Annotated in this window: 19 protein-coding genes and 1 other RNA gene; 3 read left to right on the top strand and 17 right to left on the bottom strand. The window is 63.4% G+C overall.

The features are described 5' to 3' along the window. Nucleotides 1–6 precede the first annotated feature (6 nt). Complete coding sequence (locus OW493_RS00475) at nucleotides 7–489, top strand: DciA family protein (protein ID WP_077371700.1); 483 nt, start codon at nucleotides 7–9, stop codon at nucleotides 487–489. Nucleotides 490–692: 203 nt separating this feature from the next. Here the strand turns inward: OW493_RS00475 and lpxC are convergent, their stop codons facing one another. The 17 genes from lpxC to rsmI all read right to left on the bottom strand — a co-directional run bounded on the left by lpxC (nucleotide 693) and on the right by rsmI (nucleotide 21,159). Beyond that, nucleotides 693–1,604 (bottom strand): UDP-3-O-acyl-N-acetylglucosamine deacetylase, encoded by a 912-nt coding sequence (lpxC, locus tag OW493_RS00470; RefSeq protein WP_065392615.1) that lies wholly within the window; start codon nucleotides 1,602–1,604, stop codon nucleotides 693–695. A 458-nt stretch (nucleotides 1,605–2,062) separates the two neighbouring features. Beyond that, on the bottom strand, nucleotides 2,063–3,232 hold the full coding sequence (gene ftsZ, locus OW493_RS00465) for a cell division protein FtsZ (protein WP_077371697.1): 1,170 nt from the start codon (nucleotides 3,230–3,232) through the stop codon (nucleotides 2,063–2,065). A 40-nt stretch (nucleotides 3,233–3,272) separates the two neighbouring features. Further along, nucleotides 3,273–4,553 (bottom strand): cell division protein FtsA, encoded by a 1,281-nt coding sequence (gene ftsA / locus OW493_RS00460; RefSeq protein WP_077371694.1) that lies wholly within the window; start codon nucleotides 4,551–4,553, stop codon nucleotides 3,273–3,275. A 289-nt stretch (nucleotides 4,554–4,842) separates the two neighbouring features. Beyond that, complete coding sequence (locus tag OW493_RS00455) at nucleotides 4,843–5,568, bottom strand: cell division protein FtsQ/DivIB (RefSeq protein WP_077371691.1); 726 nt, start codon at nucleotides 5,566–5,568, stop codon at nucleotides 4,843–4,845. A 3-nt stretch (nucleotides 5,569–5,571) separates the two neighbouring features. Then, the gene (locus OW493_RS00450; RefSeq protein WP_240704185.1) at nucleotides 5,572–6,546 is read right to left on the bottom strand and encodes a D-alanine--D-alanine ligase; all 975 of its coding nucleotides are present in this window, start codon (nucleotides 6,544–6,546) and stop codon (nucleotides 5,572–5,574) included. Further along, nucleotides 6,543–7,955 carry a UDP-N-acetylmuramate--L-alanine ligase gene (murC, locus tag OW493_RS00445; protein WP_289863233.1) on the bottom strand — a complete coding sequence of 471 codons (1,413 nt, stop codon included), beginning with the start codon at nucleotides 7,953–7,955 and terminating at the stop codon, nucleotides 6,543–6,545. Before murC ends, OW493_RS00450 begins: the two co-directional genes overlap by 4 nt. Nucleotides 7,956–7,977: 22 nt before the next feature. After that, entirely contained in the window at nucleotides 7,978–9,054 is a 1,077-nt protein-coding gene (murG, locus tag OW493_RS00440; RefSeq protein ID WP_289863232.1) for an undecaprenyldiphospho-muramoylpentapeptide beta-N-acetylglucosaminyltransferase, read from the bottom strand. Nucleotides 9,055–9,149: 95 nt separating this feature from the next. After that, nucleotides 9,150–10,367 (bottom strand): putative lipid II flippase FtsW, encoded by a 1,218-nt coding sequence (ftsW, locus tag OW493_RS00435; RefSeq protein WP_077371685.1) that lies wholly within the window; start codon nucleotides 10,365–10,367, stop codon nucleotides 9,150–9,152. After that, nucleotides 10,360–11,847 (bottom strand): UDP-N-acetylmuramoyl-L-alanine--D-glutamate ligase, encoded by a 1,488-nt coding sequence (murD, locus tag OW493_RS00430; RefSeq protein ID WP_289862776.1) that lies wholly within the window; start codon nucleotides 11,845–11,847, stop codon nucleotides 10,360–10,362. Before murD ends, ftsW begins: the two co-directional genes overlap by 8 nt. Before the next feature lie 13 nt (nucleotides 11,848–11,860). Beyond that, on the bottom strand, nucleotides 11,861–12,943 hold the full coding sequence (gene mraY / locus OW493_RS00425; protein WP_176502825.1) for a phospho-N-acetylmuramoyl-pentapeptide-transferase: 1,083 nt from the start codon (nucleotides 12,941–12,943) through the stop codon (nucleotides 11,861–11,863). Between the two features lie 9 nt (nucleotides 12,944–12,952). Next, nucleotides 12,953–14,392 carry a UDP-N-acetylmuramoyl-tripeptide--D-alanyl-D-alanine ligase gene (gene murF, locus OW493_RS00420; RefSeq protein WP_289862775.1) on the bottom strand — a complete coding sequence of 480 codons (1,440 nt, stop codon included), beginning with the start codon at nucleotides 14,390–14,392 and terminating at the stop codon, nucleotides 12,953–12,955. Continuing rightward, on the bottom strand, nucleotides 14,389–16,005 hold the full coding sequence (locus OW493_RS00415) for a UDP-N-acetylmuramoyl-L-alanyl-D-glutamate--2,6-diaminopimelate ligase (protein WP_289862773.1): 1,617 nt from the start codon (nucleotides 16,003–16,005) through the stop codon (nucleotides 14,389–14,391). The genes murF and OW493_RS00415 overlap by 4 nt, the downstream gene beginning before the upstream one ends. A 103-nt stretch (nucleotides 16,006–16,108) precedes the next feature. Beyond that, complete coding sequence (locus tag OW493_RS00410) at nucleotides 16,109–17,770, bottom strand: penicillin-binding protein 2 (RefSeq protein ID WP_077371671.1); 1,662 nt, start codon at nucleotides 17,768–17,770, stop codon at nucleotides 16,109–16,111. A gap of 140 nt (nucleotides 17,771–17,910) precedes the next feature. Continuing rightward, nucleotides 17,911–18,234, bottom strand: coding sequence for a cell division protein FtsL (ftsL, locus tag OW493_RS00405; protein ID WP_077371668.1), 324 nt, complete (start codon nucleotides 18,232–18,234; stop codon nucleotides 17,911–17,913). 327 nt (nucleotides 18,235–18,561) lie between these two features. After that, complete coding sequence (gene rsmH, locus OW493_RS00400) at nucleotides 18,562–19,512, bottom strand: 16S rRNA (cytosine(1402)-N(4))-methyltransferase RsmH (RefSeq protein WP_077371665.1); 951 nt, start codon at nucleotides 19,510–19,512, stop codon at nucleotides 18,562–18,564. Nucleotides 19,513–19,817: 305 nt separating this feature from the next. Beyond that, nucleotides 19,818–20,170, bottom strand: an RNA gene (gene rnpB, locus OW493_RS00395) — RNase P RNA component class A. Between the two features lie 116 nt (nucleotides 20,171–20,286). After that, nucleotides 20,287–21,159 (bottom strand): 16S rRNA (cytidine(1402)-2'-O)-methyltransferase, encoded by an 873-nt coding sequence (gene rsmI, locus OW493_RS00390; RefSeq protein ID WP_289862771.1) that lies wholly within the window; start codon nucleotides 21,157–21,159, stop codon nucleotides 20,287–20,289. Nucleotides 21,160–21,360: 201 nt separating this feature from the next. On the opposite strand from rsmI, the gene OW493_RS00385 reads away from it, so the two are divergent. Both OW493_RS00385 and OW493_RS00380 read left to right on the top strand, forming a co-directional pair. Next, the gene (locus OW493_RS00385) at nucleotides 21,361–23,262 is read left to right on the top strand and encodes a penicillin-binding protein activator (RefSeq protein ID WP_289862770.1); all 1,902 of its coding nucleotides are present in this window, start codon (nucleotides 21,361–21,363) and stop codon (nucleotides 23,260–23,262) included. Between the two features lies 1 nt (nucleotide 23,263). Then, entirely contained in the window at nucleotides 23,264–23,656 is a 393-nt protein-coding gene (locus OW493_RS00380; RefSeq protein ID WP_289862768.1) for a YraN family protein, read from the top strand. Nucleotides 23,657–23,669: the final 13 nt, after the last annotated feature.

Genomic DNA, 23,669 nt, shown 5'->3' with positions numbered 1-23,669 from the left:
AAGCCCATGAGTATAAAGGCTAAGCGTTTCCGCGCCCAGCCCGCGGCGCGCCTCTTGAACGGCAAGGGCCAGCTTGGCAACGTCATGCGCCAGGCGCGAATGCTGGAGCAGGCCCAGTGGCATCTGCGTGAGGCCCTGCCCACGGACATGCAGGAGCAGGTCTTCGTCGGGGGCTATCACGAAGGAACCCTGACACTGATCACCAATCGTGCCTCCTGGCTGACCTGGCTACGTTATGAGCAGCGCAGGCTGATCAGCGTCCTGCGCGAGATCCCCGAGCTTGCCGCACTCACGCGCCTCAACTTCAAGGTCCGCCCCGTTCGTCCTGTCTTCGTACCGGCTCAACAGCCCAGGCATCTCCCTGCTGCGGCAGCGGAGCATCTGTTGGACTGTGCCTCCCACACCCGGGATGAACACCTGCGCCGCTCGCTTGAGCGTCTGGCAGCACATGCTGATGATCTGCAGGACACCCCGTCTGGCGACGATTGATGGTGGTGCGACATCCCTCTCTCTTGCGGGCGACCGTCGCGCCGGCGCTATTTCATGAAGACAAACAAGCGCGCCGCCCATGAGGGCGGCGCGCTTGTGATCGTTTCCATGCTTCGGCTGGCAAGGACCGAAGTCTGACATCAGGCTGGACGGGCTAGGTCACAGTCAACTTTCTTCAGGTCGTGCTTGTCACCATCTCGTGATCAGACGGCAAGTGCCGGTGAGGCGTAGGAAATCGGCATCGCTTCGGCATTGTCGAAGGTCACGATCTCGTAGCTGTCTGCATTCTCGAGCAGGGCACGGCACAGCAGGTTGTTCAGGCCGTGGCCTGACTTGTAGCCACGGAATTCCCCGATCAGGCTGTGGCCCAGCTGATACAGGTCGCCGATGGCATCCAGCACCTTGTGCTTGACGAACTCATCGTCATAACGCAGACCTTCGTCGTTGAGGATGCGGTAATCATCCACCACGATGGCGTTGTCGAGGCTGCCGCCCAGCGCGAGGTTCTGGGAGCGCAGGAATTCAAGATCACGCATGAAACCGAAAGTACGAGCGCGAGACACTTCCTTGACGAAGGAGGTCGTGGAGAAGTCGACCGTGGTGGTCTGCTTCTGCTGCTCGAACACCGGGTGATCGAAGTCGATGGTGAAGGACACCTTGAAGCCGTTGTGCGGCAGGAAGGTCGCGACCTTGTCGCCATCACGCACTTCGATCTCGCGCTTGATGCGGATGAACTTCTTGAGCGCGGACTGCTCCTGGATACCCGCGGACTGGATAAGGAAGACGAACGGACCGGCGCTGCCGTCCATGATCGGCACTTCCTGCGCGGAGAGCTCGACGAAGCAGTTGTCGATCCCGAGACCGGCGAAGGCGGACATCAGGTGCTCGACAGTCATCACCTTGTCCTGACCGTTGGAAACGGCAGTACACATGGTGGTGTCACGCACGCCCGTGGCATCGGCACGGATGTGTGCATGCGGCTCGAGGTCGGTACGCACGAAGACGATTCCCGTGTTGACCGGAGCCGGGCGCAGGGTCAGATAGACCTTGTCACCGGAGTGCAGACCAACGCCTGTTGCGCGGATCGTATTCTGAAGCGTTTTTTGTCGAATCATAGGAGATAGCCAGTCAGCCTGAATTTGGAAACAGTGTTCATGATAACAGCAAAGCAGGTATTCAACAAATTGTCACCTACCGCTGATAGGGAAATTCAACATTGCCACGGGGGCACCATTCAACCCTTCAAGACGCTGACTGGAGCCATGTTGACTATGAACGCGCAAACCCAAAACAGTTCTCACTCTCAGCGACATCAATCGATAATCAATGTGCAAGAACTGCCAGGTTCCTCCCTCTCTTACGCAGGCAACCGCCGTGGCGGATGCCTGCCTTTCCTCTTCAGCCTGACTGTCATGCCGTCCATCTGAATCGCCTGCAATGCCTTTTCGCGCCTCCCAGAACGACTTCACCCACCCGGGTCGCCCCGGGTGGGTGAAGAAAGGCAAAGCGCCTCTATCTGACCGCGCTGTCACCAGAAGATGTCATGGACACCCTGTCGACGTGCGCTTACCTCTCAATCCGCCTGACGGCGCAGGAAGGCCGGAATGTCGAGATAGTCATCCATGTCGCGATTCTTGCGCGGTTCTGGCTTCTTGGCTGCGGCCTGCTGCTGCTCTTCCTTGGCCTGACGGGTGACCGTCGGCGTCTGGAGGCTGCGATAATCAGCCGGCTTCTCCACCGTGCGCTTGGCCGGTGCGGTTTCACGCGCAGCCGGCTTCTCGACACGGCCATCGAGACCCGCCGCCACGACGGTGACACGCAGCTCGTCGCTCATGTCCATGTCGATGGAGGTACCCACCACGATGGTCGCGTCCGGAGAAGCGAACTCCTGCACGGTGGCACCGACATCGTTGAACTCACCGATGGAGAGGTCCGGGCCTGCCGTGATGTTGACCAGGATGCCGCGCGCGCCGTGAAGATCGATATCCTCAAGCAGCGGGCTGCGAATGGCCTTCTCGGCCGCCTCGCGAGCGCGGTTCTCACCGACGGCATCACCGGTTCCCATCATGGCCATGCCCATCTCGGACATGACGGTGCGCACGTCGGCAAAGTCGACGTTGATAATGCCCGGGCTGGTGATCAGCTCAGCGATGCCCTGGACAGCGCCCAGCAGTACATCGTTGGCCGCACTGAAGGCACTCAGCAGGCTGGCGCTCTTGCCGAGGACCGAGAGCAGCTTCTCGTTGGGGATGGTGATCAGGGAATCGACATGCTCGGACAGCTCCTTCATGCCCTGCTCGGCCGCCTTCTGACGACGCGGCCCCTCGAACGGAAAGGGACGCGTCACGACCGCGACCGTCAGGATGCCCAGTTCCTTGGCTACCTGTGCCACGACAGGAGCGCCCCCGGTACCGGTACCACCCCCCATGCCTGCGGTGATGAAGACCATGTCGGCGCCTTGCAGCAGCTCGACGATACGCTCGCGATCTTCCATCGCCGCCTGACGACCCACTTCCGGGTTGGCGCCAGCGCCGAGACCCTTGGTGATCTCGCTGCCGAGCTGAAGGACTGTCTTGGCGGCCACGCGCTTGAGCGCTTGAGCATCGGTATTGGCGCAGATGAATTCGACGCCTTCGATATTGCTCTCGACCATGTGATTGACGGCGTTACCACCGCCGCCACCAACACCGATCACCTTGATGACCGCGCTGCTGGAGGGTGCGTTATCTACCAGTTCGAACATATGCCCTGTCTCCTGGATCACAGTCTTTCTGTAATCCCTGTCAGAAATTTCCCTTGAACCAGCCCTTGATCCGCTCCAGCGTGGAGGTGTCGTGCTCATGGCCGTGAACGCGTCGTGCGGCAGATTCCTCCCTGCGCACCGCGACCGCAGTCGAGGATGGCGTATGCCGCTCCTGTTTCATCCCGTAATGTAGCAAACCCACACCCGTGGAATAAATCGGATTACGGACCACATCTGCCAGTCCACGCACATTCTGCGGGCAGGCAATGCGAACCGGCATGTGGAAGATCTCCTCCGCCAGTTCCACCACACCTTCCATGCGTGATGTACCGCCCGTCAGTACCACACCCGCTGCCACGAGATCTTCATAACCACTGCGACGCAGCTCATCGCGGACCAGGGTGAAGAGTTCCTCATACCTGGGCTCGACCACTTCCGCCAACGCCTGGCGGGACAGATCACGGGCCGGTCGATCACCGACACTGGGCACCTTGATCGTCTCGTCGCTGGACGCCAGCTGTGTCAGAGCACAGGCATACTTGACCTTTATTTCTTCAGCGTACTGGGTCGGCGTACGGAGTGCCATCGCGATATCATTCGTTACCTGATCTCCCGCGATGGGAATCACGGCCGTATGACGAATGGCACCTTCGGTGAACACCGCGATGTCGGTCGTCCCGCCACCGATATCCACCATGCAGACTCCCAGCTCGCGCTCATCCTCGGTCAATACCGCATGACTCGAGGCGAGCTGTTCGAGAATGATATCGTCGACTTCAAGACCACAACGACGAACGCATTTCTCGATATTCTGTACGGCATTCAACGCCGCCGTGACCAGATGCACCCGCGCTTCAAGGCGCACACCGGACATCCCGAGCGGTTCACGAATACCTTCCTGACGATCAATGGCATATTCCTGCGGCAGCACATGGAGAATCCGCTGCCCCTCGGAGATTGCCCGTGCACGCGCCGAATCGATGACTCGTTCGATATCGGACGGTGTCACTTCACGATCCTTGATCGCGACCACACCATCGGAGTTCATCGAGCTGATATGACTGCCGGCAATCCCCACGTATACCGAGTGGATATCGCAGCCCGCCATCAATTCAGCTTCCTCCACCGCGCGCTGGATCGATTGCACGGTCGACTCGATATTGATGACGACACCCTTCTTCATGCCGCGTGAAGGATGTGAACCGATACCCGCAATTTCGATGCCACCATCGTCGGTCGGTTGCCCCACGATCGCGACCACCTTGGAGGTTCCGATGTCCAGCCCGACCACCATATCCTGTGATTTGGAATGTCCTGCCATAGGTCGGGCCAGCTCCTTGATTCTGGTTCGTCATGAAAAAAATAGCGCGATCGGCGGCGGCAAGAATGCCAGAAACCACCCAGTCAGGTTAACGCTCCGTTTAACCCGAAGATGAATTTGCCTTCATAGTATAGAAGTCACCACTAACGGCACACCAGCCTGAAAATACCAGGAGGCGCAAATCCCCGCTAGAATAGGCGGGATTGTCCCGAAATGAAACTGGAGATAACTCCATTTCACTAATATCAGCGCCTCAAGACCTTCGTTCTGAAGTGTCGCCGATTCTCCCTCAACCGTTGCTTTCTTCCAGTGCTGTCGTCTCGCCATGCCACGCCACGGCTACGCCGTTGGGATAGCGGAGGTCAATGTAGCGAATCTGCGACGCCTGCCCCCCCAATTGACGCTGCCAGGCTGCCATGAAGCGAGCCAGACGGGCCTCCCTGTCATTGCGACCCAGCATGACCCAGACGCTGTCATTGACCTGAAAACGCCAGGCGCCACGTGGCTCGAGACGCAACTGGGAGACATTGAGCCCCAGACCGCCCAACTGGCTCTGCAGCGCGTCCAGCTCGGCCAGCACCTCGGAACCGCTACCCTTGGGGCCTGCCAGATTCGGCAGATTTCCCAGCTGGGTGACAGGGGCTGCCTTGAAGGCCTCGCCTCTCACGTTGATCAACTCACCGTCATTCCAGTAGGCCACCGGCTGCTGCTCGAACAGCTCGAATTCGAGTGTATCCGGCCAGCGACGCGAAATGCTCACCTCACTCAGCCAGTCGATCGCCAGAGCGCGACGCCGAACTTCCCCCAGCGGGACAGAGAGCCAGCTTTGTCCGCGAATCAACGGCGCGATATGGCGCTGGAGATAGGCGGCGCTCACGTGTTCGAAGTCACCCTTGATGGTGACTCGCTCGATGGGGCGGTCCAGCCAGGTCCACAATGCCTGGCCACCCGCCACCATCAGTGCCGCTCCCAGCACCAGGCCGAACAGTGCACCTGCAGAGCTACGCGCCGCCATGGGTCAGTGTTCGCTCTGTGGGCAGGCGGACGCGGCGACGTCATGACGCTCGGTCAGCGTCGTGTCGAGAATCCGCAATACCAGCGCCGTGAAATCCAGCCCCACATGCGCGGCTGCCTGTGGCACGAGGCTGTGATCGGTCATGCCCGGCGAGGTGTTGACTTCCAGCAGCCAGAAGGCGCCGTCCGCATCTTCCATCACATCGACACGACCCCAGCCCTCGCAGCCCAGCACGTTGAATGCCTTGAGCGAGAGAGTCGCCAGTTCGGCTTCGCGCGCAGCCTCCAGACCGCAGGGCAGCAGGTAGCGAGTGGTATCGGTCAGGTACTTGGCATCGTAATCGTAGAAACCGCTGTCCGCTTCGATGCGAATGGCCGGCAACACCTCGCCGTCCAGCACCGAGACCGTATATTCCGGCCCCTTGATGAACTGCTCGGCCATGACGACACCATCGAAACGACAGGCATCCTGCCAGGCGGCCTTGAGAGCGCCAGCCTCCTCGACGATATGGATGCCCAGCGTCGAGCCTTCGTGCACCGGCTTGACCACTACCGGCGTACCGAGCGTCTCGAGCACATTCTGCCAGTCAGTGTCCGCCGCCAGGCGACAGGAGCGTGGCGTCGGCAAGCCTTCGACATCCCAGAGCTTCTTGGTGCGCAGCTTGTCCATCCCCAGCGCGGAGGCCAGCACGCCACTCCCCGTATAGGGAATGCCCAGAAGCTCAAGCGCCCCCTGCAGAGTGCCATCCTCGCCACCACGTCCATGCATGGCGATGAAGACGCGGTCTGCGCGCAGTGCCTCCAGACCGGCCAGGCCATGGGCCATGTCGTACCCCTGCACATCGAGGCCGGCTCCTTCCAGGGCCGCGAGCACCGCCGCACCACTCTTCAGCGATACCTCACGCTCGGCACTCACGCCACCGAACAGCACCACGACGCGACCATAGCGTGTCGCCATTTCCGGCTTCACCGCGGTCATAGCACCACCTCGGAAAGCTTGAGATCCGCACCGGCCAGTGACAGAGCGATGCCGCCGACATCACCCGCCCCCTGGGTGATCAGAATATCGCCCGGGCGCAGCACATTGTTGAGCAGACTCGGCAACGCACGCTTGTGCTCGACGAACAGCGGATCCACCTGCCCACGCTGACGAATCGAGCCGGCCAGAGAGCGGCCGTCGGCCCCCGGAATCATCGCCTCTCCTGCGCTGTAGACATCCAGCAGCAGCAGGGTATCGACCTCGGACAGCACTCGCACGAAATCCTCGTAGAGATCATGGGTGCGCGAGTAACGGTGAGGCTGGTAGGCCATCACCAACCGACGCTCCGGCCAGCCGGCACGCACGGCACGGATCACCATTTCCACTTCTCGCGGGTGATGGCCATAGTCATCGACCAGCATCACGCTCTGCTCGCCATTGGGTGCCGCGAATTCACCATGCACCTGGAAGCGACGACCCACACCGGCGAAGCTGGCCAGCGCACGCGCTATCGCGTCATCGCTCACGCCGACATCGGTGGCGATCGCGATGGCCGCCAGAGCGTTGAGCGCGTTGTGCTCACCCGGCATGGCCAGCGTGATCTCCAGTGGCGCATGCCCCTCCGGACGCAGCGCAGTGAAGCTCAGCTGACCGCCGCCCTGGCGGAAGTCGCTGATGCGATAATCGGCATCCTCGCTGAAGCCATAGGTCACGAACTGGCGCTGCACGCGCGGCAGCAGCTCGCGGACATTGGCGTCATCGAGACACAGCACCGCCAGGCCGTAGAACGGCAGGTTGTGCAGGAACTCGATGAAGGTGTCCTTGAGGCGATTGAAGTCACCCTCATAGGTCGCCATGTGGTCGGCATCGATGTTGGTGACCACCGAGATCAGCGGCTGCAGGTGCAGGAAGGAGGCGTCGGACTCATCCGCCTCGGCCACGAGGTATTCCCCTTCCCCCAGGCGTGCATTCGTGCCGGCGCTGGTCAACTTGCCACCGATGACGAAGGTCGGGTCCATGCCGCCCTCCGCGAGCAGCGTGGCCGTCAGGCTGGTCGTGGTGGTCTTGCCATGCGTGCCGGCAATGGCGATCCCCTGACGGAATCGCATCAGCTCCGCCAGCATCTCGGCACGACGTACCACCGGCACCCGATGGTCACGCGCCCAGGCCACTTCCGGGTTGCTGGTATCCACTGCCGTCGAGACCACCACCACATCGCTGCCTTCCGCGTTGACAGCCGCATGACCGATCGCCACGCGCACACCACAATCCCGCAGGTGCGCCGTCACGGTGGACTCCTTGAGGTCACTGCCGCTGACCTCATACCCCATGTTGCTCAGTACTTCAGCGATACCACACATGCCCACGCCGCCGATGCCGACGAAGTGGATGCGACGGATGCGGCGCATGCCGACACCACGATCAGAATTCCTAGCGTTCAAGGCGAGTCTCCATGCAGCCTGCCAGCATGGTCGCTACCGCGTCGAGTTCCGCACTTTCGCGGGCGCGAGCGGCCATGCCAGTGAGTATCTTGGGATCCAGCAATTCCCCCAGCGTCTCGGCGAGACGCTGGGCATTCAGCGTATTCTGGGGAATCAGACGCGCCGCGTCGGCCGTGACCATCACCGCCGCATTGACGGTCTGGTGATCATCCACGGCATGCGGGAACGGCACGAAGATGGCAGGTCGTCCGGCGGCGGCAAGCTCAGCGACCGTCAAGGCACCCGAGCGACACACCACCAGATCCGCCCAGGCATAGGCCTCGGCCATGTCGGTGATGAACTCGCTGACCTCGGCCGTGACACTGGCGGCCTGATAGGCGGCAACGGTCGCCTCCTGCTTGTCACGCCCGGCCTGATGGCGCACCAGGGGGCGCGAGGACTCCGGCAACAGTGCCAGCGCCGGCGCCAGCTGCTCGTTGAGTGCCTGGGCACCCAGCGAGCCCCCCATCACCAGCAGGTGAAGCGGTCGCGCGCGCATGGCCTGCTCCCGGGAAGCGCCTTCGGTGTCTGCCGTCTGACCGACGGCGGCGATCTCGTCGCGCACCGGATTGCCCACCACCTGCGCAGCGATGGCGGCAGGGAAGGCGCCGGGAAAGGCGGCGTAGACCCGCGTTGCCATCCGGGCCAACACCTTGTTGGTCAGTCCGGCGATGGCATTCTGCTCATGGATCACCAGCGGAATGCCCTCCAGGCGTGCCGCCAGTCCGCCAGGACCGCTGGCAAAGCCTCCCAGCCCGACGACCAGCACCGGCTTGAGTTCACGGATGATGCGTCGCGCCTGCAGAACGGCGCGGGTCAGGCGAAACGGGATCGCCGCATAGCCGGCAAGCCCCTTGCCACGCAGCCCAGCCACTTCCACTCGATGCAGCGGATACCCCGCCTCCGGAACCAGTCGGTTCTCGATGCCACGCGGACTGCCCAGCCAGTGGATTTCATGACCCTGGCTGGCGAGAGCACGCGCCAGCGACAACGCCGGTATCACATGCCCCCCCGTCCCTCCTGCCATCATCAGCACGATGCCGGCAGAGGGCGTGTCAGCAGGGGCGTCAGAGGTCTCGGGGCGCGAGGCATCAGCCGCAGGCACTGCAGAAGAAGATGACGTCATGCCTTGGCTCCTTGCGTGGTCTCGGGCGACTTGCCGGTCTTGCGCCGCGCGGGACTCTTGCCGCGCGTCAGCAGACGAACTTCCGTATCGATTCGCATCAGAATGGCGATCTGTATGCAGCTGACGATCAAGCTGGAGCCCCCGTAGCTCATCAGCGGCAACGTCAGCCCCTTCGTCGGCAGCAATCCACTGGCGACCCCGATGTTGATGAAGGCCTGGGCCCCCAGCACGAGGGCGATACCGTAGCCGAGGTAGGCGCTGAACGGCAAGCCGGCAAGCTCGGCACGTCGGGCGATCTTGAAGGCCCGATAGATCAGGAGCGCGAACAGCCCGACCACCGCCGTGGCACCGATCAATCCCAGTTCCTCGGCCAGTACCGCGAACACGAAATCGGTATGCGCTTCGGGCAGATAGAAGAGTTTCTGCACGCTGTTGCCCAGCCCCATGCCGCTCAGGTGTCCTCGCCCGAAGGCGATCAGGGCCTGGGTCAGCTGATAGCCGCTGTCGTACATGTTCGCCCACGGGTCGGTATAGGTGGTCAGGCGCTCCCAGCGATAGGGTTCGGCGATCGCCAGCGACCAACCACCGCCGATGGCCGCTGCCAGCAGGACGATGAAGCCCCACCAGGCGACCCCCGCCAGCAGCAGCATGCCCATCACCGCACCGCCCATCACCACGATGGACCCGAAGTCAGGCTCCAGTGCCAACAAGAGAATCATCAGCATCAAGGGCATGCAGGGCAGCACGAGACCATTGACGACACTGGCGCGCACCTTGTCGAGACGCCGATCCAGATACCCCGCCAGCCACATCATCAGGCACAACTTGGCGACCTCGGAGGCCTGCACCCCGCCGATCACCGGCAAGGGAATCCAGCGCTTGGCGCCGTTGATCTCACGCCCGACCACCAGCACGACCACCAGCAACACGAACCCCAGCATCAGCATCGCGAAGCTGCGTTGCTGCCAGGCCGACATCGGTATGCGCAGCGTGCAATAGGCCGCCACCAGCCCGATCAGAATGAAGATGCCGTGACGCATGCTGTAGTAGAAGGCGTTGCCGTCAAAGCGCTCGCTGGAGATCTCGCTGGAAGCCGAGGTGACCATCACCCAGCCGATACACAGAATCGCCAATGCCGCGAAGACCAGCCAGCCATCCACTGGCTGCTGCTCGGTACTCATCGCCTGACGCACTCGACTGGCCTTGTCACCCATCCGCTTCGCCCTCGTTGCCCGCGTCCATCACATGCTCCGACACCCAGTCACGAAACGCATCGCCGCGCACCATGTAATTGGGGAACTGATCGAGACTGGCGCAGGCAGGTGACAGCAGCACGCAATCTCCCGGCCGAGCGACTCGCTGAGCATGGGCCATGCCTTCCGCCAGCGTCGCGACCCGGCTGACGCGAAGGCTATCCTCCAGCGCCAGCGACAGGCGTTCTGCATCCTGTCCGAAAAGCACCGCCTCACGCGCGAAGCGTGCCAGCGGCGCGGCCAATGGCGTGAAGTCCGCGCCCTTGCCCTGCCCACCGGCCAGCAGAATCAGCTTGCCATCGAGTGTCGGACCGAGGCCGGCGATCGCCGCCAGCGTCGCGCCGACGTTGGTGCCTTTGGAATCGTTGATCCAGCGCACGCCTGCCACGTCAGCGATCAGCTCGCCCCGGTGCGGCAGCCCCGCGAAGTGCTCGAGCTCGGCCACCATGGCCTCCTGCGCGAGACCGATCGCCGTGCCCATCGCCAGCGCCGCCAGCGCGTTGGCCTGATTGTGACGCCCGGCCAGACGCACCTGCGCGGCAGGCATCACGCCATGCAGGCCTTCGGATGCCACGTGACACAGCATGAGCGTGCCGTCCTGCTCCGCCAGACGCCATTCAGCCCCTTCACTCAACTCCTCGCCGTCATCACCAGAGTCGCCCTCATCCAGGCGTACGCTGAAGCTTGCGCGCGCCACTGCATCCTCCTCGGCCGGCCAGCTCCAGGCATCGTCGGCATTGATGACCGCCAGGCCCGCCCCGCGGAAGATGGCACGCTTGGCGGCCTGATAGCCGCGCATGCCGTCATGGCGATCGAGATGGTCTTCGGAGAGGTTCAGGAAGCAGGCGACATCTGCCTTGAGCTCGGGCGTGGTCTCGAGCTGAAAGGATGACAGTTCCAGCACATACAGTTCGGCATCGGGCTGCTCGCGCAGCAGCGTCAGCGCGGCGGTGCCCAGATTGCCACCGACCGCCACGTCACGGCCTGCCCGCTCGGCCATCCTCGCCACCAGCGTGGTGACAGTGGACTTGGCGTTTGAACCGGTGATGGCGATCAGCGTCGGCCGCCTGCCCTGCGCATCCCGGGCCTGGCGTTCATCGAGTGCCCGCACGAACAGCGCGATCTCGCCGACCAGGCGCTCGCGTACCGGGTCAAATACGGCCTGACGCGGGTCGATGCCCGGACTGAGCACCACCTCACCAAAGCGTGACAGATCCAGCGCTTCCAGCGGCCCGAGATGGACCTCGGCCTGCGGTGCATGCTCGCGCAGATTCTCGAGCCCCGGCGGTGCACTGCGGGTATCGGCGACGGCAAAATCGATGCCACGATCACTCAGATGGCGAGCGATCGCCTGTCCGGAGACACCAAGACCGACCACCAGGGTCGGTCCTTCGGCAGGCACCGGCGAGGCCGGTGCGTGGGAGGTGACAGAGAGGGTCATCGCGAAAGCGTCCTCAGCGAACCTTGAGTGTGGCCAGGCCAAGCAGCACCAGCACGACGGTGATGATCCAGAAGCGCACGATGACGCGCGGCTCCGGCCAGCCCTTGAGTTCGAAGTGGTGATGCAGCGGCGCCATGCGGAAGATGCGTCGTCCGGTCAGCTTGTAGGAGCCGACCTGCAGGATGACCGAGACGGTCTCCATCACGAAGACGCCCCCCATGATGAACAGCACGATTTCCTGACGCACGATGACCGCGACCACGCCCAGTGCCGCACCGAGAGCCAAGGCGCCCACATCGCCCATGAAGACCTGGGCGGGATAGGTGTTGAACCACAGAAAACCCAGGCCGGCGCCCGCGATGGTGGCACAGAACACCGCCAGCTCGCCGGAACCGGCAATGAACGGAATGTGCAGATACTCCGCGAACTTCAGGTTGCCCGAGGCGTAGGCGAAGATCGCAAGCCCCATGGCCACCAGCACGGTCGGCATGATCGCCAGCCCATCGAGGCCATCGGTCAGATTGACGGCATTGGAGCTGCCGACGATCACGAAATAGGTCAGCACCATGTAGAAGATGCCCAGCGGGACGACGACATCCTTGAAGAACGGCACCAGCAGTGCTGTCTCGGCAGGCGTGGAAGCCGTCAGGTACAGCACCACGGCCGCCCCGATGCCCACCACCGACTGCCAGAAATACTTCCAGCGCGCCGGCAGGCCACGGGGATTCTTCTCCACCACCTTGCGGTAGTCATCCACCCAGCCGACCGCACCGAAGCCCAATGTGACCGCCAGCACCACCCAGACGTACAGATTGGTCAGGTCGCCCCACAGCAGGGTCGAGACGGCCATCGACAGCAGGATCATCACGCCGCCCATGGTCGGCGTACCGGCCTTGGACAGGTGGGACTGAGGGCCATCATCACGCACGGCCTGGCCGATCTGGCCATCCACCAGCTTGCGGATGACCCAGGGGCCGAGCCACAGGCACAGCAACAAGGCCGTCAGCGTGGCCAGCACCACACGCAGGGTCAGATAATTGAAAACCGTAAAGGCGCCATTGAATTGGGCCAGAAACTCAGCAAGCAGCAGCAGCATGACTCACATTCACCTTGATGCGTCGACCTTGAGCGCGGCAACGACATGTTCCATGCCTGCGCTACGAGACCCCTTGACCAGAACACTGGCCCCGGTGGGTAGATGGGTACGGGCGTAAGCTTCAAGCTCCGCCCGCTCCTTGAAATGCATGCCACCTGCGCCGAAGGCCTCGGCAGTCGCTCTGGCCTTTTCACCACAGGTGGCAACGAAATCGATACCGAGCTTGCGGGCGTAGGCGCCCACCTCGGCGTGCAGCCGCTCGGCGTCCTCGCCCAGCTCGCCCATGGCGCCCATCAGGCACCAGCGCGGAGCAGGAAGGCTCGCCAACAGCTCCAGCGCGGCCAGCATGGCCCCAGGGTTGGCGTTGTAGCTGTCATCGAGCAGACGAGCCCCATTTTGTCCTTCCACGACCCCCAGGCGACCCGGAACGCTCTCGGCGCTCTCGAGCCCCTCGATGACCAGCTGGCTGTCCACGCCCAGCGCCAGACAGGCAGCGACTGCCGCCAACGCATTGGCGACATTGTGCCGTCCCAGCAGGGCAAGCTGGACCCGCCCCAGCGAGTGGCCGTCAAACGTCAGTTCGAAAGCATAACGCCCGAGCTCATCCGCGCCTAGCTTGCGTGCCTGCAGGCGTGCCGAACTCTCCGCCAGGTCCGCGACGCTGAAGTCGATGATATCCACCGCCTGCCCCGTCACTGCCAGCGCCTGCCAGAGCGTGAAATAGACATCATCACGATTGAGTACCGCCACCGGACGGCGCCCCCCCAGCGGACTGAGTCCGGCAAGAATCTCGCCCTTGGCCTGGGCGATCTGCCCCATGCCACCGAATTCCCCGACGTGAGCACCGGTGACATTGGTGATGACCGCCACCTGTGGACGTGCCAGCGCGGTGGTCCAGGCGATCTCACCGAGATGATTGGCGCCCAGCTCGACGACGCCATGCTGATGCGCATCGTTCAGGCGCAGCAGCGTCATCGGCAGACCATAGTCATTGTTGAGGTTGCCCTGTGTGGCAAGGCTCTCGGCGTCGAAGCGCGCGGCATCACGCACCAGGATGGCATGCACCAGTCCCTTGACGCTGGTCTTGCCGCTGTTGCCGGTCACGGCGATCAACGGCCGCCCCCAGGCTCGCCGACGTGCCGCCGCCAGCAGACCGAAGGCGAGCCGCGTGTCAGGCACCACGATCTGCGGCAACGGGTCATCCACCGGATGCTCGACCAGCGCCGCGATCGCGCCATTGTCACGAGCCTGAGCCAGGAAGTCATGGGCATCGAAACGCTCGCCCTTCAGCGCCACGAAAAGCGGCGACCGCTGGCTGGACAGCTTGCGGGTATCCGTCTCGATGGCCCCCAATGACCGGCCGACCAGCGCCGAAGGCAGCCGAGCCGAGAGCAGCTGAGCCACCTCATCGAAGCACTCCAGCCCAGGAGACTGCACTGACGCACTCATGCGTCGCTCTCCAGACCTTCCTGAGTGGAGAGCGCACGACGCTCGAGCGCCGCCACCGCATGTGCGACATCCGAGAACGGCAGACGCTCGCCCGCCACTTCCTGGTAATCCTCGTGGCCCTTGCCGGCGATGAGAATCACGTCATGTTCGCCTGCATCACGGATGACCTGGGCAATGGCCTCGGCGCGCCCGGCGATTTCCCGGGCGCGCTCCCGGGCCTGGATGCCATCCATCATCTGCTGACGAATGACAGCGGCCTCTTCACTGCGCGGATTGTCATCGGTAATGACGACGCGATCGGCGCCCTGCTCGGCGGCCGTCGCCATCAGCGGGCGCTTGCCGGTATCGCGATCACCGCCACAGCCGAGTACGCACCACAGGCGCGCATCATCACGCGCCGGCAGATGGGCACGCAGTGCCGTCAGCGCGGTCTCGACCGCCTCCGGGGTGTGGGCATAGTCCACCACCACCACGGGCGCGCCCTCGCGGGTCAGGCGCTGCATGCGTCCCGGCACCGGCGTCAGACGCGGTGCCGCCGCGAACAGGTCCGCCAGCGAATGGCCGAGACCATGCAGGATCAGCATCGCCAGCAAGGCATTGTCGAGGTTGAAGCGCCCCATCAGATTGAGGCCGAGCTCACGCTCACCGTCAGGCGTCGCGATCACGGCCACCTGCCCCAGCGGCTCGGGGAAGACGTCCAGCACGCGCAGGGTGGCCACCTCGTCACGCCCCATCGCCAACACGCGCACACCGCGCTGCATGCCGGCCAGCATCAGGCGCGCCAGCGCATCATCGGCATTGAGCACCGCAAGCTTGAGTTCCGGTCGCTTGAAGAGCTTGGCCTTGGACGCGGCATATGCCGCCATGCTGCCGTGGTAATCCAGATGATCACGCGACAGATTGGTATAGCCCGCCACCGTGAAGCGGCAGCCGTTGACACGGTCCTGGTCCAGCGCATGGGAAGAGACTTCCATCGCGACCAGTTCCGCACCGGCCATGCTCAGGCCCTTGAGCGCCGCCTGGACGGCGAGTGCATCCGGCGTGGTGCGCTCGCCGGCGACCAGCGCGCCAGGGCGGCCGATCCCCAGCGTGCCGATCATGCCGGAGGGGATGCCGAGCGCCTCGGCAAACTCGGCAATGTAATGGGTCACGGAGGACTTGCCGTTGGTGCCGGTCACGCCGACCAGCGTCAGTGACTCCGGCACGCCAAAGGCCTGTCGTCCCAGCTCGCCGAGTTGCGCGCCGAGCCCCTCGAGCCAGACGACACGCTCGTCTGCGTGAGACTCAGGCGAGGCTTCCCCCTCGGAAGACTGCTGTGCCACTACCAGCGCTGCGCCCTTCTCGAGGGCGGAGGCAATGTAATCGCGACCATCGCTGCCGATACCGGGTACCGCGATGAACAGCGACCCCGGCGTCACGTGGCGACTGTCGATCGTCAGATGCCAGTCGTCTTGCGCCATCACGAGTGCGGTCAGGCGACTATCGCTGAACACGCCGGGCCACAGCGCCATGAGCGCGCCAAGCAGCTCGCTGGCTGTCGCCAGTGGCCGTGCCAGAAATTCGCCCAGCGGCTCTGCCGAGGCCTGCTCGGCCAGATCTTGCGATGAAGTCATGCTGGAAGACCTTCCTTGTTGCTGAAGCTGGGACGTATTCGCTACACGAAAGAAATGGATGTCACGCGCCGTCTCCGACATGCATGGCGGCAGATGTCACCGCTCACTCGCCGACGGCGCTGTCAGGTGGCACATCCAGAAGACGCAGCGCCTTGCCGACCACGCGACCAAACACCGGAGCCGCGACTAGGCCCCCGTAGTATTCCTCGCCCTTGGGATTCTCGATCATCACCACGGTCACGATACGCGGGTCGGACACCGGCGCAATGCCGGCGAACAAGGAGCGATAGGCCGTCTTCTGATAGCCACCGGAGGTCACCTTACGCACCGTACCCGTCTTGCCCGCGATACGGTAGCCCTCGACCACGGCACGCTTGGCGGGACCATTGGGCTGGACGATCTTCTCCATCATCCCGAGCAGGGCATGGGAATTCTCGGGCGAGATGATCTGATCCCCCACCGGCGGGGTATTCACCTTGAGCAGCGACGGCGCCAGCCGGCGACCATCATTGGCCAGCGCGGTGTAGGCGCTGGCCAGCTGCAAGGCCGAGACACTGATCCCGTACCCGTAGGACATGGAGGCCCGCTTGCTGCGCGACCAGTTGGTCGGGGCCGGCAGAACGCCCGTCGTCTCGCCCGGGAAGCCGGTACCCGGCGCCTGCCCCAGACCCAGCTCATAATAGCGATTCCATACCGCGTCATCCTCGAGGCTCAGCGCCATGCGGCTCATGCCGATGTTGGAGGAGTGATAGAGAATGCCGGCCATGTCGAGCTTGCCGTAATTGCGGAAATCGCGAATCGTGAAGCGGTCGACCCGCATGTAACCCGGCGTAGTGTCGATCACCGAGTCCGGCTGATACTTGCCGGAGGCCAGACCTGCACTCATCGCCAGAGGCTTCATGACCGAGCCCGGCTCGAAGGCATCGGTGATCGCACGGTTGCGTAGACCGGCTGGGTCAAGCCCCGCACGATTGTTGGGGTTGTAGGACTTCTGATTGACCATCGCCAGCACTTCTCCCGTGCGCGCGTCCATCATCACCAGGGTGCCACCGTCGGCACGGTGCTCGGCCACGGCGGCCTTCAGCTCACGGTAGGCCATGTACTGAAGACGCAGGTCGATGGAGAGGGTCAAATCACCACCAGGCTTGGCTTCGCTGATCAGATGCAGGTCACGCACCAGGCGTCCCTTGCGGTCCTTGAGCACGCGACGCTTGCCCGGCGTACCGGAGAGGTAGGAATTGTAGGCAAGCTCAAGCCCCTCCTGGCCCTTGTCATCGACATTGGTCACGCCGACCAGCTGTGCGGAGACCTCGCCCGAGGGGTAGTAACGCTTGTATTCCTGCTTGTGGTGGACACCCGGAACATCCAGGTCGATGGCGGGTTGCGCCTGAGGAGGGGTCATCTGACGCTTGATGTACATGAAGCCCTTGCCGGCATCACGATATTGGCGCACACGGCGGATCAGGTCGTCAGGCTGCTGGCCGAGCGCGCGTGCCAGCAGTGACAGGCGCACCGGATCATCCGGCACCAGACGCGGGTCCGCCCACAGCGTGATGACCGGCGTCGAGATGGCCAGCGGCTCGCCACTGCGATCGGTGATCATGCCACGGTGCGCGTTGATGCTGTCGACGCGCAGGGTGCGCGCATCCCCTTGATCCTGAAGGAACTGCTGATCGAAGAGCTGCAGATAGCCGATACGCCCCACCAGGGCCAGGAGCCCTGCGAACACGATACCCAGCATGATGCGATAGCGGGCGGACCCCATGGGCCCACGCGCACTCTTGCGTGCCCCGGCGGCGGCAGAACCAGCCGTCTTGCCGCGACTGGCCGCGCCGGGTGGCGCAGTGCGTGCGCCGCGGGAGCGAGGGGCCTTGGGGTCCGAGGAAGGAGGTCGACGTGTGGCCATCAGCGAATGACCTCGACATCATGGACATCCGGTACGCGCATCTCGAGACGCTCGGTACTGATGCTCTCGATACGCGCAGGGGCGGACCAGGCACTTTCCTCAAGCAGCAGACGCCCCCAGCGAGCACGCGCATCATCACGCGCCGCCTCGAGCTTCTGGAGTTGCGCGTATTGGCCGCGCGAGAGATGGGAGCTAACGACGACAGCAGCGGCGGATCCCAGCAGGCAGATCATCAGCACCACGAAGCACAGATGACGCCAACGCATCTGGAACCTGATCGGCCAGTTCCCTCTCCAGCTGCCCTGCTGCTTGCGTCCCGCCATGCTGACTCCCTTATCACTCTGAACGCGGTGATCTGCACCACGATTTATCCCTGCGGGACGACCCGTCAATCCATGCGTGTCAGGCATGCAACACCCGATGGCTGACGGCTTGCCCTGTTCATCGCCGCAACATGCCGGCCACTCATCACTCGTGATGACCAGCGGTACCATCAGGCGACGACCGGCGCATTATGTCAGCTTGTGGCGTTGGTCGTTAAGCGTTGCGAGGCACCGACACACATGTCGCACAACGCTGCGTCCCCTTGCGAGCGCGCCTGCCAAAAGGCAGGCGCTGGGATGACCACGATACACGCCACGAACCGGGCGTTATTTCAGCTTCTCGGCGATGCGCATCACGGCACTGCGTGAGCGTACGTTCGCCTGCACCTCGCTTTCGGAGGCCTTCTGAGCCTTGCCGACCAGCTTGAGGCGCTTGTTGAGCTGATCTTCGCGAATGGGCATGCCACGCGGCGCCTGATCGCCACGCGCCTTGTCGCGCATGAAGCGTTTGACGATGCGGTCTTCCAGCGAATGGAAGCTGATCACCACCAGCCTTCCCCCCGGTTTCAGGGCTTCCAGGCCAGCATCCAGGGCGCGGGTCAACTCATCCAGCTCGCCGTTGACATGGATGCGGATCGCCTGGAAGACACGCGTCGCCGGGTGCTTGTGCTTCTCCCAGTTGGGATGCGCGTCCTTGATCAGGCTGGCGAAGTCACCGGTCCGCGTGATGGGACGCTCGGCGCGACGCTCGACCACCGCACGTGCAAGACGCTTGGCATAGCGCTCCTCACCGTAGGTCTTGAAGACCCACGCCATGTCCTCGGCACTGGCACGTGACAACCACTCAGCGGCACTCTCGCCACTGGTGGGGTCCATGCGCATGTCCAGCGGACCATCATTCATGAAGCTGAAGCCACGCTCGGCATCGTCCAGCTGCGGCGAGGACACGCCGATATCCAGCAGAATGCCATCGAGCTGACCATGCACGCCTTCCCGCTCGGCATATTCGCCCAGGCGGGCAAATTCACCGGCGTGAATGGAAAAACGAGAATCCTCGATGGTGGCGGCTTCCGCCAATGCCTGGGGGTCGCGATCACAGGCGATCAGACGTCCACCGTCATCGAGACGCGACAGGATCAGGCGTGAGTGACCGCCGCGCCCGAAAGTACCGTCGAAATAGACACCGGAGACGTCCTGAATCAGCCCATCCACCGCGCCATCGAGCATGACACTGACATGCGCGAAGCGATCCGCAGCTTCGGATTCGGCGGCTGACATGGCAGCGGCTGATTCGGGAACGGAGGGAGCGCTGGGCTTGGACATGACGAAATTCGGGACCTTGGCACGCGTTGCGGGCAGTAAAGGCGGACGCCAGTCGTCTGGCGGTAGACCGCAGGAAAGCAGAGACATTCGCATGATTATCGATGGCACAATCGACAACCGGCGCCGGTCACGACTTCATGTCCGCCGCCATTGCAAATGGCCAGCCACGGAGCACGGAGCGGACGGCGCCGGTCATGCGGTGTCACATGTCAGCCCTGAACTGCGCGTTTCGCATCACAGGGCTGACATCTTCAATATTAGGCGGGAGACGGCCGATAAGCCGGGTCTTGTCGTGGACAGTCATTCATCTAGGCCCTGAATCACTTCAGGGCTCAAGCAACCAACCCGCCCCCACTGCGGGCAGCAGCATAGGGGGCCTATTTGGTCTTGCTCCAGGTGGGGTTTACCTCGCCGCGAACTGTTACCAGACGCGCGGTGCGCTCTTACCGCACCCTTTCACCCTTACCGGCCAGCCGAAGCTGACGTAGGCGGTCTTCTCTCTGCTGCACTTGCCGTCGGCTCACGCCGCCCAGACGTTATCTGGCACCTTGCCCTATGGAGCCCGGACTTTCCTCCCCCAGCTCACGCTGGCGGCGACTGTCTGGCCATCTCCCAAGCGCGCAAGACTATCAGTGTCACATCGTTTCCACAAGCTGGCGCTGCAGTGCACCTGGCTCGGAGGAACGCCGAAAAGCCAGATATGCCAAGCACTTGGAAAACACCTCTCGCTTACGCTTCTCGTGGTTCCGCCGCATCCTTCAGGGCTTGTGCCTTGGCATACCAGGCCTTCTTGCGCCCGCCGACCAGACGAGTGGCAATCGCCGCCATCTGCTTGACGCCGACCCCCTCTTCCCACAGCACCTTGAGAAGCGCATCACCCTCGACGCTGGCAGCCTCGTCGCCCTCACTTGCCGGAGCCCCCTCGATCATGACCACGAATTCACCGCGCGTCTGATCGCCATCCGCCTCCATCATCGCCAGCAGCTCAGCAGCCGTCCCGTCCAGGAAGGTCTCGAAGGTCTTGGTCAGCTCACGTGCCAACACGACTCGGCGCGCCCCGAGAACGTCGTGGATATCCTTCAACAACGCCTGGATACGGTGAGGCGACTCATAAAGCACATGCGTCGCGCTATCCTCACGCAGTGCCGTGAGGCGCGCCTGACGTGGTCCACCCTTGTGAGCGAGAAACCCCTCGAAGGTGAAGCGATCCGTCGGCAGGCCAGCAGCGCTGAGCGCGGTAATCAACGCGCAGGGGCCGGGAAGCGGGACTACCTTGAAGCCGCGCTCCCGCAGCGCCCGCACCACGATGAAGCCGGGATCAGAGATCAGCGGCGTCCCGGCGTCGGAGACCAGCGCGACACGCCGCCCCGCCTCCAGGGCCTGGCACAGCTGATCGACCCGCCCGCGCTCATTGTGGTCATGCAGTGACATCATGGGGACTTCCAGCCCCAGATGGCGCAGCAGACGGGCACTGTGGCGGGTGTCCTCAGCCGCGATCAGATCCACTTCGCCCAGCACCCGCGCGGCACGTGGGCTGAGGTCATCGAGGTTACCAATCGGCGTGGCGACCACGTACAATACGCCTTCAGAAGACTCAGACATTCAATGCTTCGACTCGTTGAACTCAGTGGTAGATATGGACGTCAGAGACAGCTGAGTGGCCTGACCACCTGCGGCAGACATGCCCGCACGAGCAGCCACTCCGAGACCCGTCTCATTCGTCATTGCAGTATTCATCCGTCATTACAGCAGCGGCGACGCGGGCCACGGCCTCCTCGCCCATCAGCCAAGGGACCGTCGTACATGGGCCAGACATGGAATCGTGCGCCTGACAACGTGCTGCGCACTGCGTCAACCATTCGGCACAAGAGCTTGCGCCTCCCACGCACCAGCCTGCGCGGACTGGCCGGCATGGCCATCGCGGCACTGCTGCTGGCCGGGTGTGCCGGGCAGTCCTCCCGTCCCAGCGGACCGGGGGCGGACGCGCTGCTGGCTCAAGCGGAGCAACAACAGGGCCAACAGGCCGCCGGCACCCGACTGCAGGCCGCCGATATCCTAGCACGCAGCGGCGACAACGCGCAGGCGATCACCATCACCTCGGACATCGACCCCGCGAGTCTGGAACCCCAGCAACGCGTGCAATGGGCCCTGTTGCTGTCGCGCATCGCCCTCGAGCAGCAGGATGGCTGGAACACGATACTCGCCACGTCCGTGCTGGAAGACGACATCACGATGTCCAGCGACGATCAGCGCACGCTGCGCAAGCGTCGCGGACTGGCGCTCGGCATGGTCGGCGAACCTCTGGCCAGTGCCCAGACGCTGATTGCCCTGCAGGCGGACACTGATGACCTCAGCATCAATGATACCCTGTGGGAACAGCTCACGCGCCTGTCTCCCAGCCAGCTCGGCGAGCTGGCCAGCGCCAACGCCATTGCCAGCGGCTGGACGGACCTGCTGCGTCTGCAGCGGCGCTTCGGCGGCAACATCGACCAGATGTTTTCCGCCATCAACGACTGGGCGGATGCCAATCCGCAGCATCCGGCCGCACGCCAGATGCCGCAGGGCATCCTCGATCTGCGCGAGCTCTCCGGCCAGGAAGTTCGCAAGATCGCGGTCTTCCTTCCGCAGTCCGGCCCACTCAAGCGTATCGCGCAGGCAATTCGTGAAGGCATCGAGGCACGCCATCGCAGCGCCATCGACAATGCCGAAGCCACGCCACAGCTGAGCTTCTTCGATACCTCAAGCGCCGATCTCAAGACATTGTATGCCCGCGCGACCATGGAGGGGGCTCAGGTCGTGCTCGGCCCGCTGGACAAGCAGCTGGTCAGCCAGCTCGAGACCCAGAGCAGTCTGCCGCTGCCGACCCTGGCCCTCAATTACGGCACCCATGAGCGCAATCAGGCCGACAATCTCTTCCAGTACGGCCTGTCCGCCGAAGACGAAGCGCGCCAGGTCGCACTGCGCGCCTCACTTGACGGTCATCGTGGTGCCGCGGCCATGATTCCCGACAATGCCTGGGGTCAGCGCGTCTACAGCGCCTTCCGTGATCGCTTCGAGCAGGAAGGTGGCGACATCGTTTCCATCGAGCGCTACAACCCCAAGAGCCCGGTCAGTGAAGCGGTCAAGGATCTGCTTTCCGTCTCCAGCCAGGATCAGGCGCGCATGAAATCCGCCAAGAAATCCGGCAGCAAGTATGGCCGCGCCCACTCCGGCAACATCGACATGATCTTCCTGCTGGCGCTGCCAAGCTACGCTCGTCAGGTGCCGCCGATGCTGGACTTCTACTACGCGGGCAACCTGCCGATCTACGGCACCTCACACCTTTATGAAGGCTCCCCCCAGCCCGCTCAGGATGGCGACCTCAATGGCGTCAATTTCGTCGACATCCCCTGGGAAGTGCCGCAGGCCTCCTCCGGCGGCAAGGCCACTCTGCCGGAAGCCGATACCTATCGCGCCCTGTCGGATGCCTCTCCGCGCATGCTCAAGCTCAATGCCATGGGCGTCGATGCCTATCGCCTGGCACAGCGCGTTCCGCTGATGCTGGCCGGTGCCGGCGGGGAACTCTTCGGAGCGACCGGCAGTCTATTCCCGCGTCATGATGGACGCATCGAACGCACGCTGCCGTGGGCGGAGTTCAGAGGCGGCGTACCACGCCCGCCGCTGAAAGGCGCCAGCAGCCGCACCGTCGAAGCCTACACGCCCTGACATGGCGCGCCCTGGAACGACCGGGCAGGAGCCACCACAGCGTCGCGCGAGAGCGCGCGGCGCCGTGGTCGAAGCCGAGGTCGAGAAATGGCTGTCAGCCAGAGGTCTCGTGCCTGTCACGCGCAATTCGCATGCCAAGGGCGGCGAGATCGACTTGATCATGCGTGATGGTGACACCCTGGTGTTCATCGAAGTGCGTTACCGCGCCAGCTCCCGGTTCGGCAGCGCACTGGAAAGCGTGACCGCCACCAAGCAACGCCGGCTGATCAAGGCCGCGCGTTTTTATCTGGCCCATCACGGGCTATCATGTTCCTGCCGCTTCGACGTGGTCGGCGTGGAGGGTCCTCCCCCTCTCGCCATTCACTGGATACGCCACGCATTCGAAGCGTTCTGAAGCCAACGACCAA

The sequence above is a fragment of the Cobetia sp. 14N.309.X.WAT.E.A4 genome (assembly GCF_030397495.1).
In the GTDB taxonomy this organism is placed as follows: Bacteria; Pseudomonadota; Gammaproteobacteria; order Pseudomonadales; family Halomonadaceae; genus Cobetia; species Cobetia marina.
The sequence above is the reverse complement of the archived record's forward strand: the minus strand, read 5'-3'. Positions and strand labels throughout refer to the sequence as shown.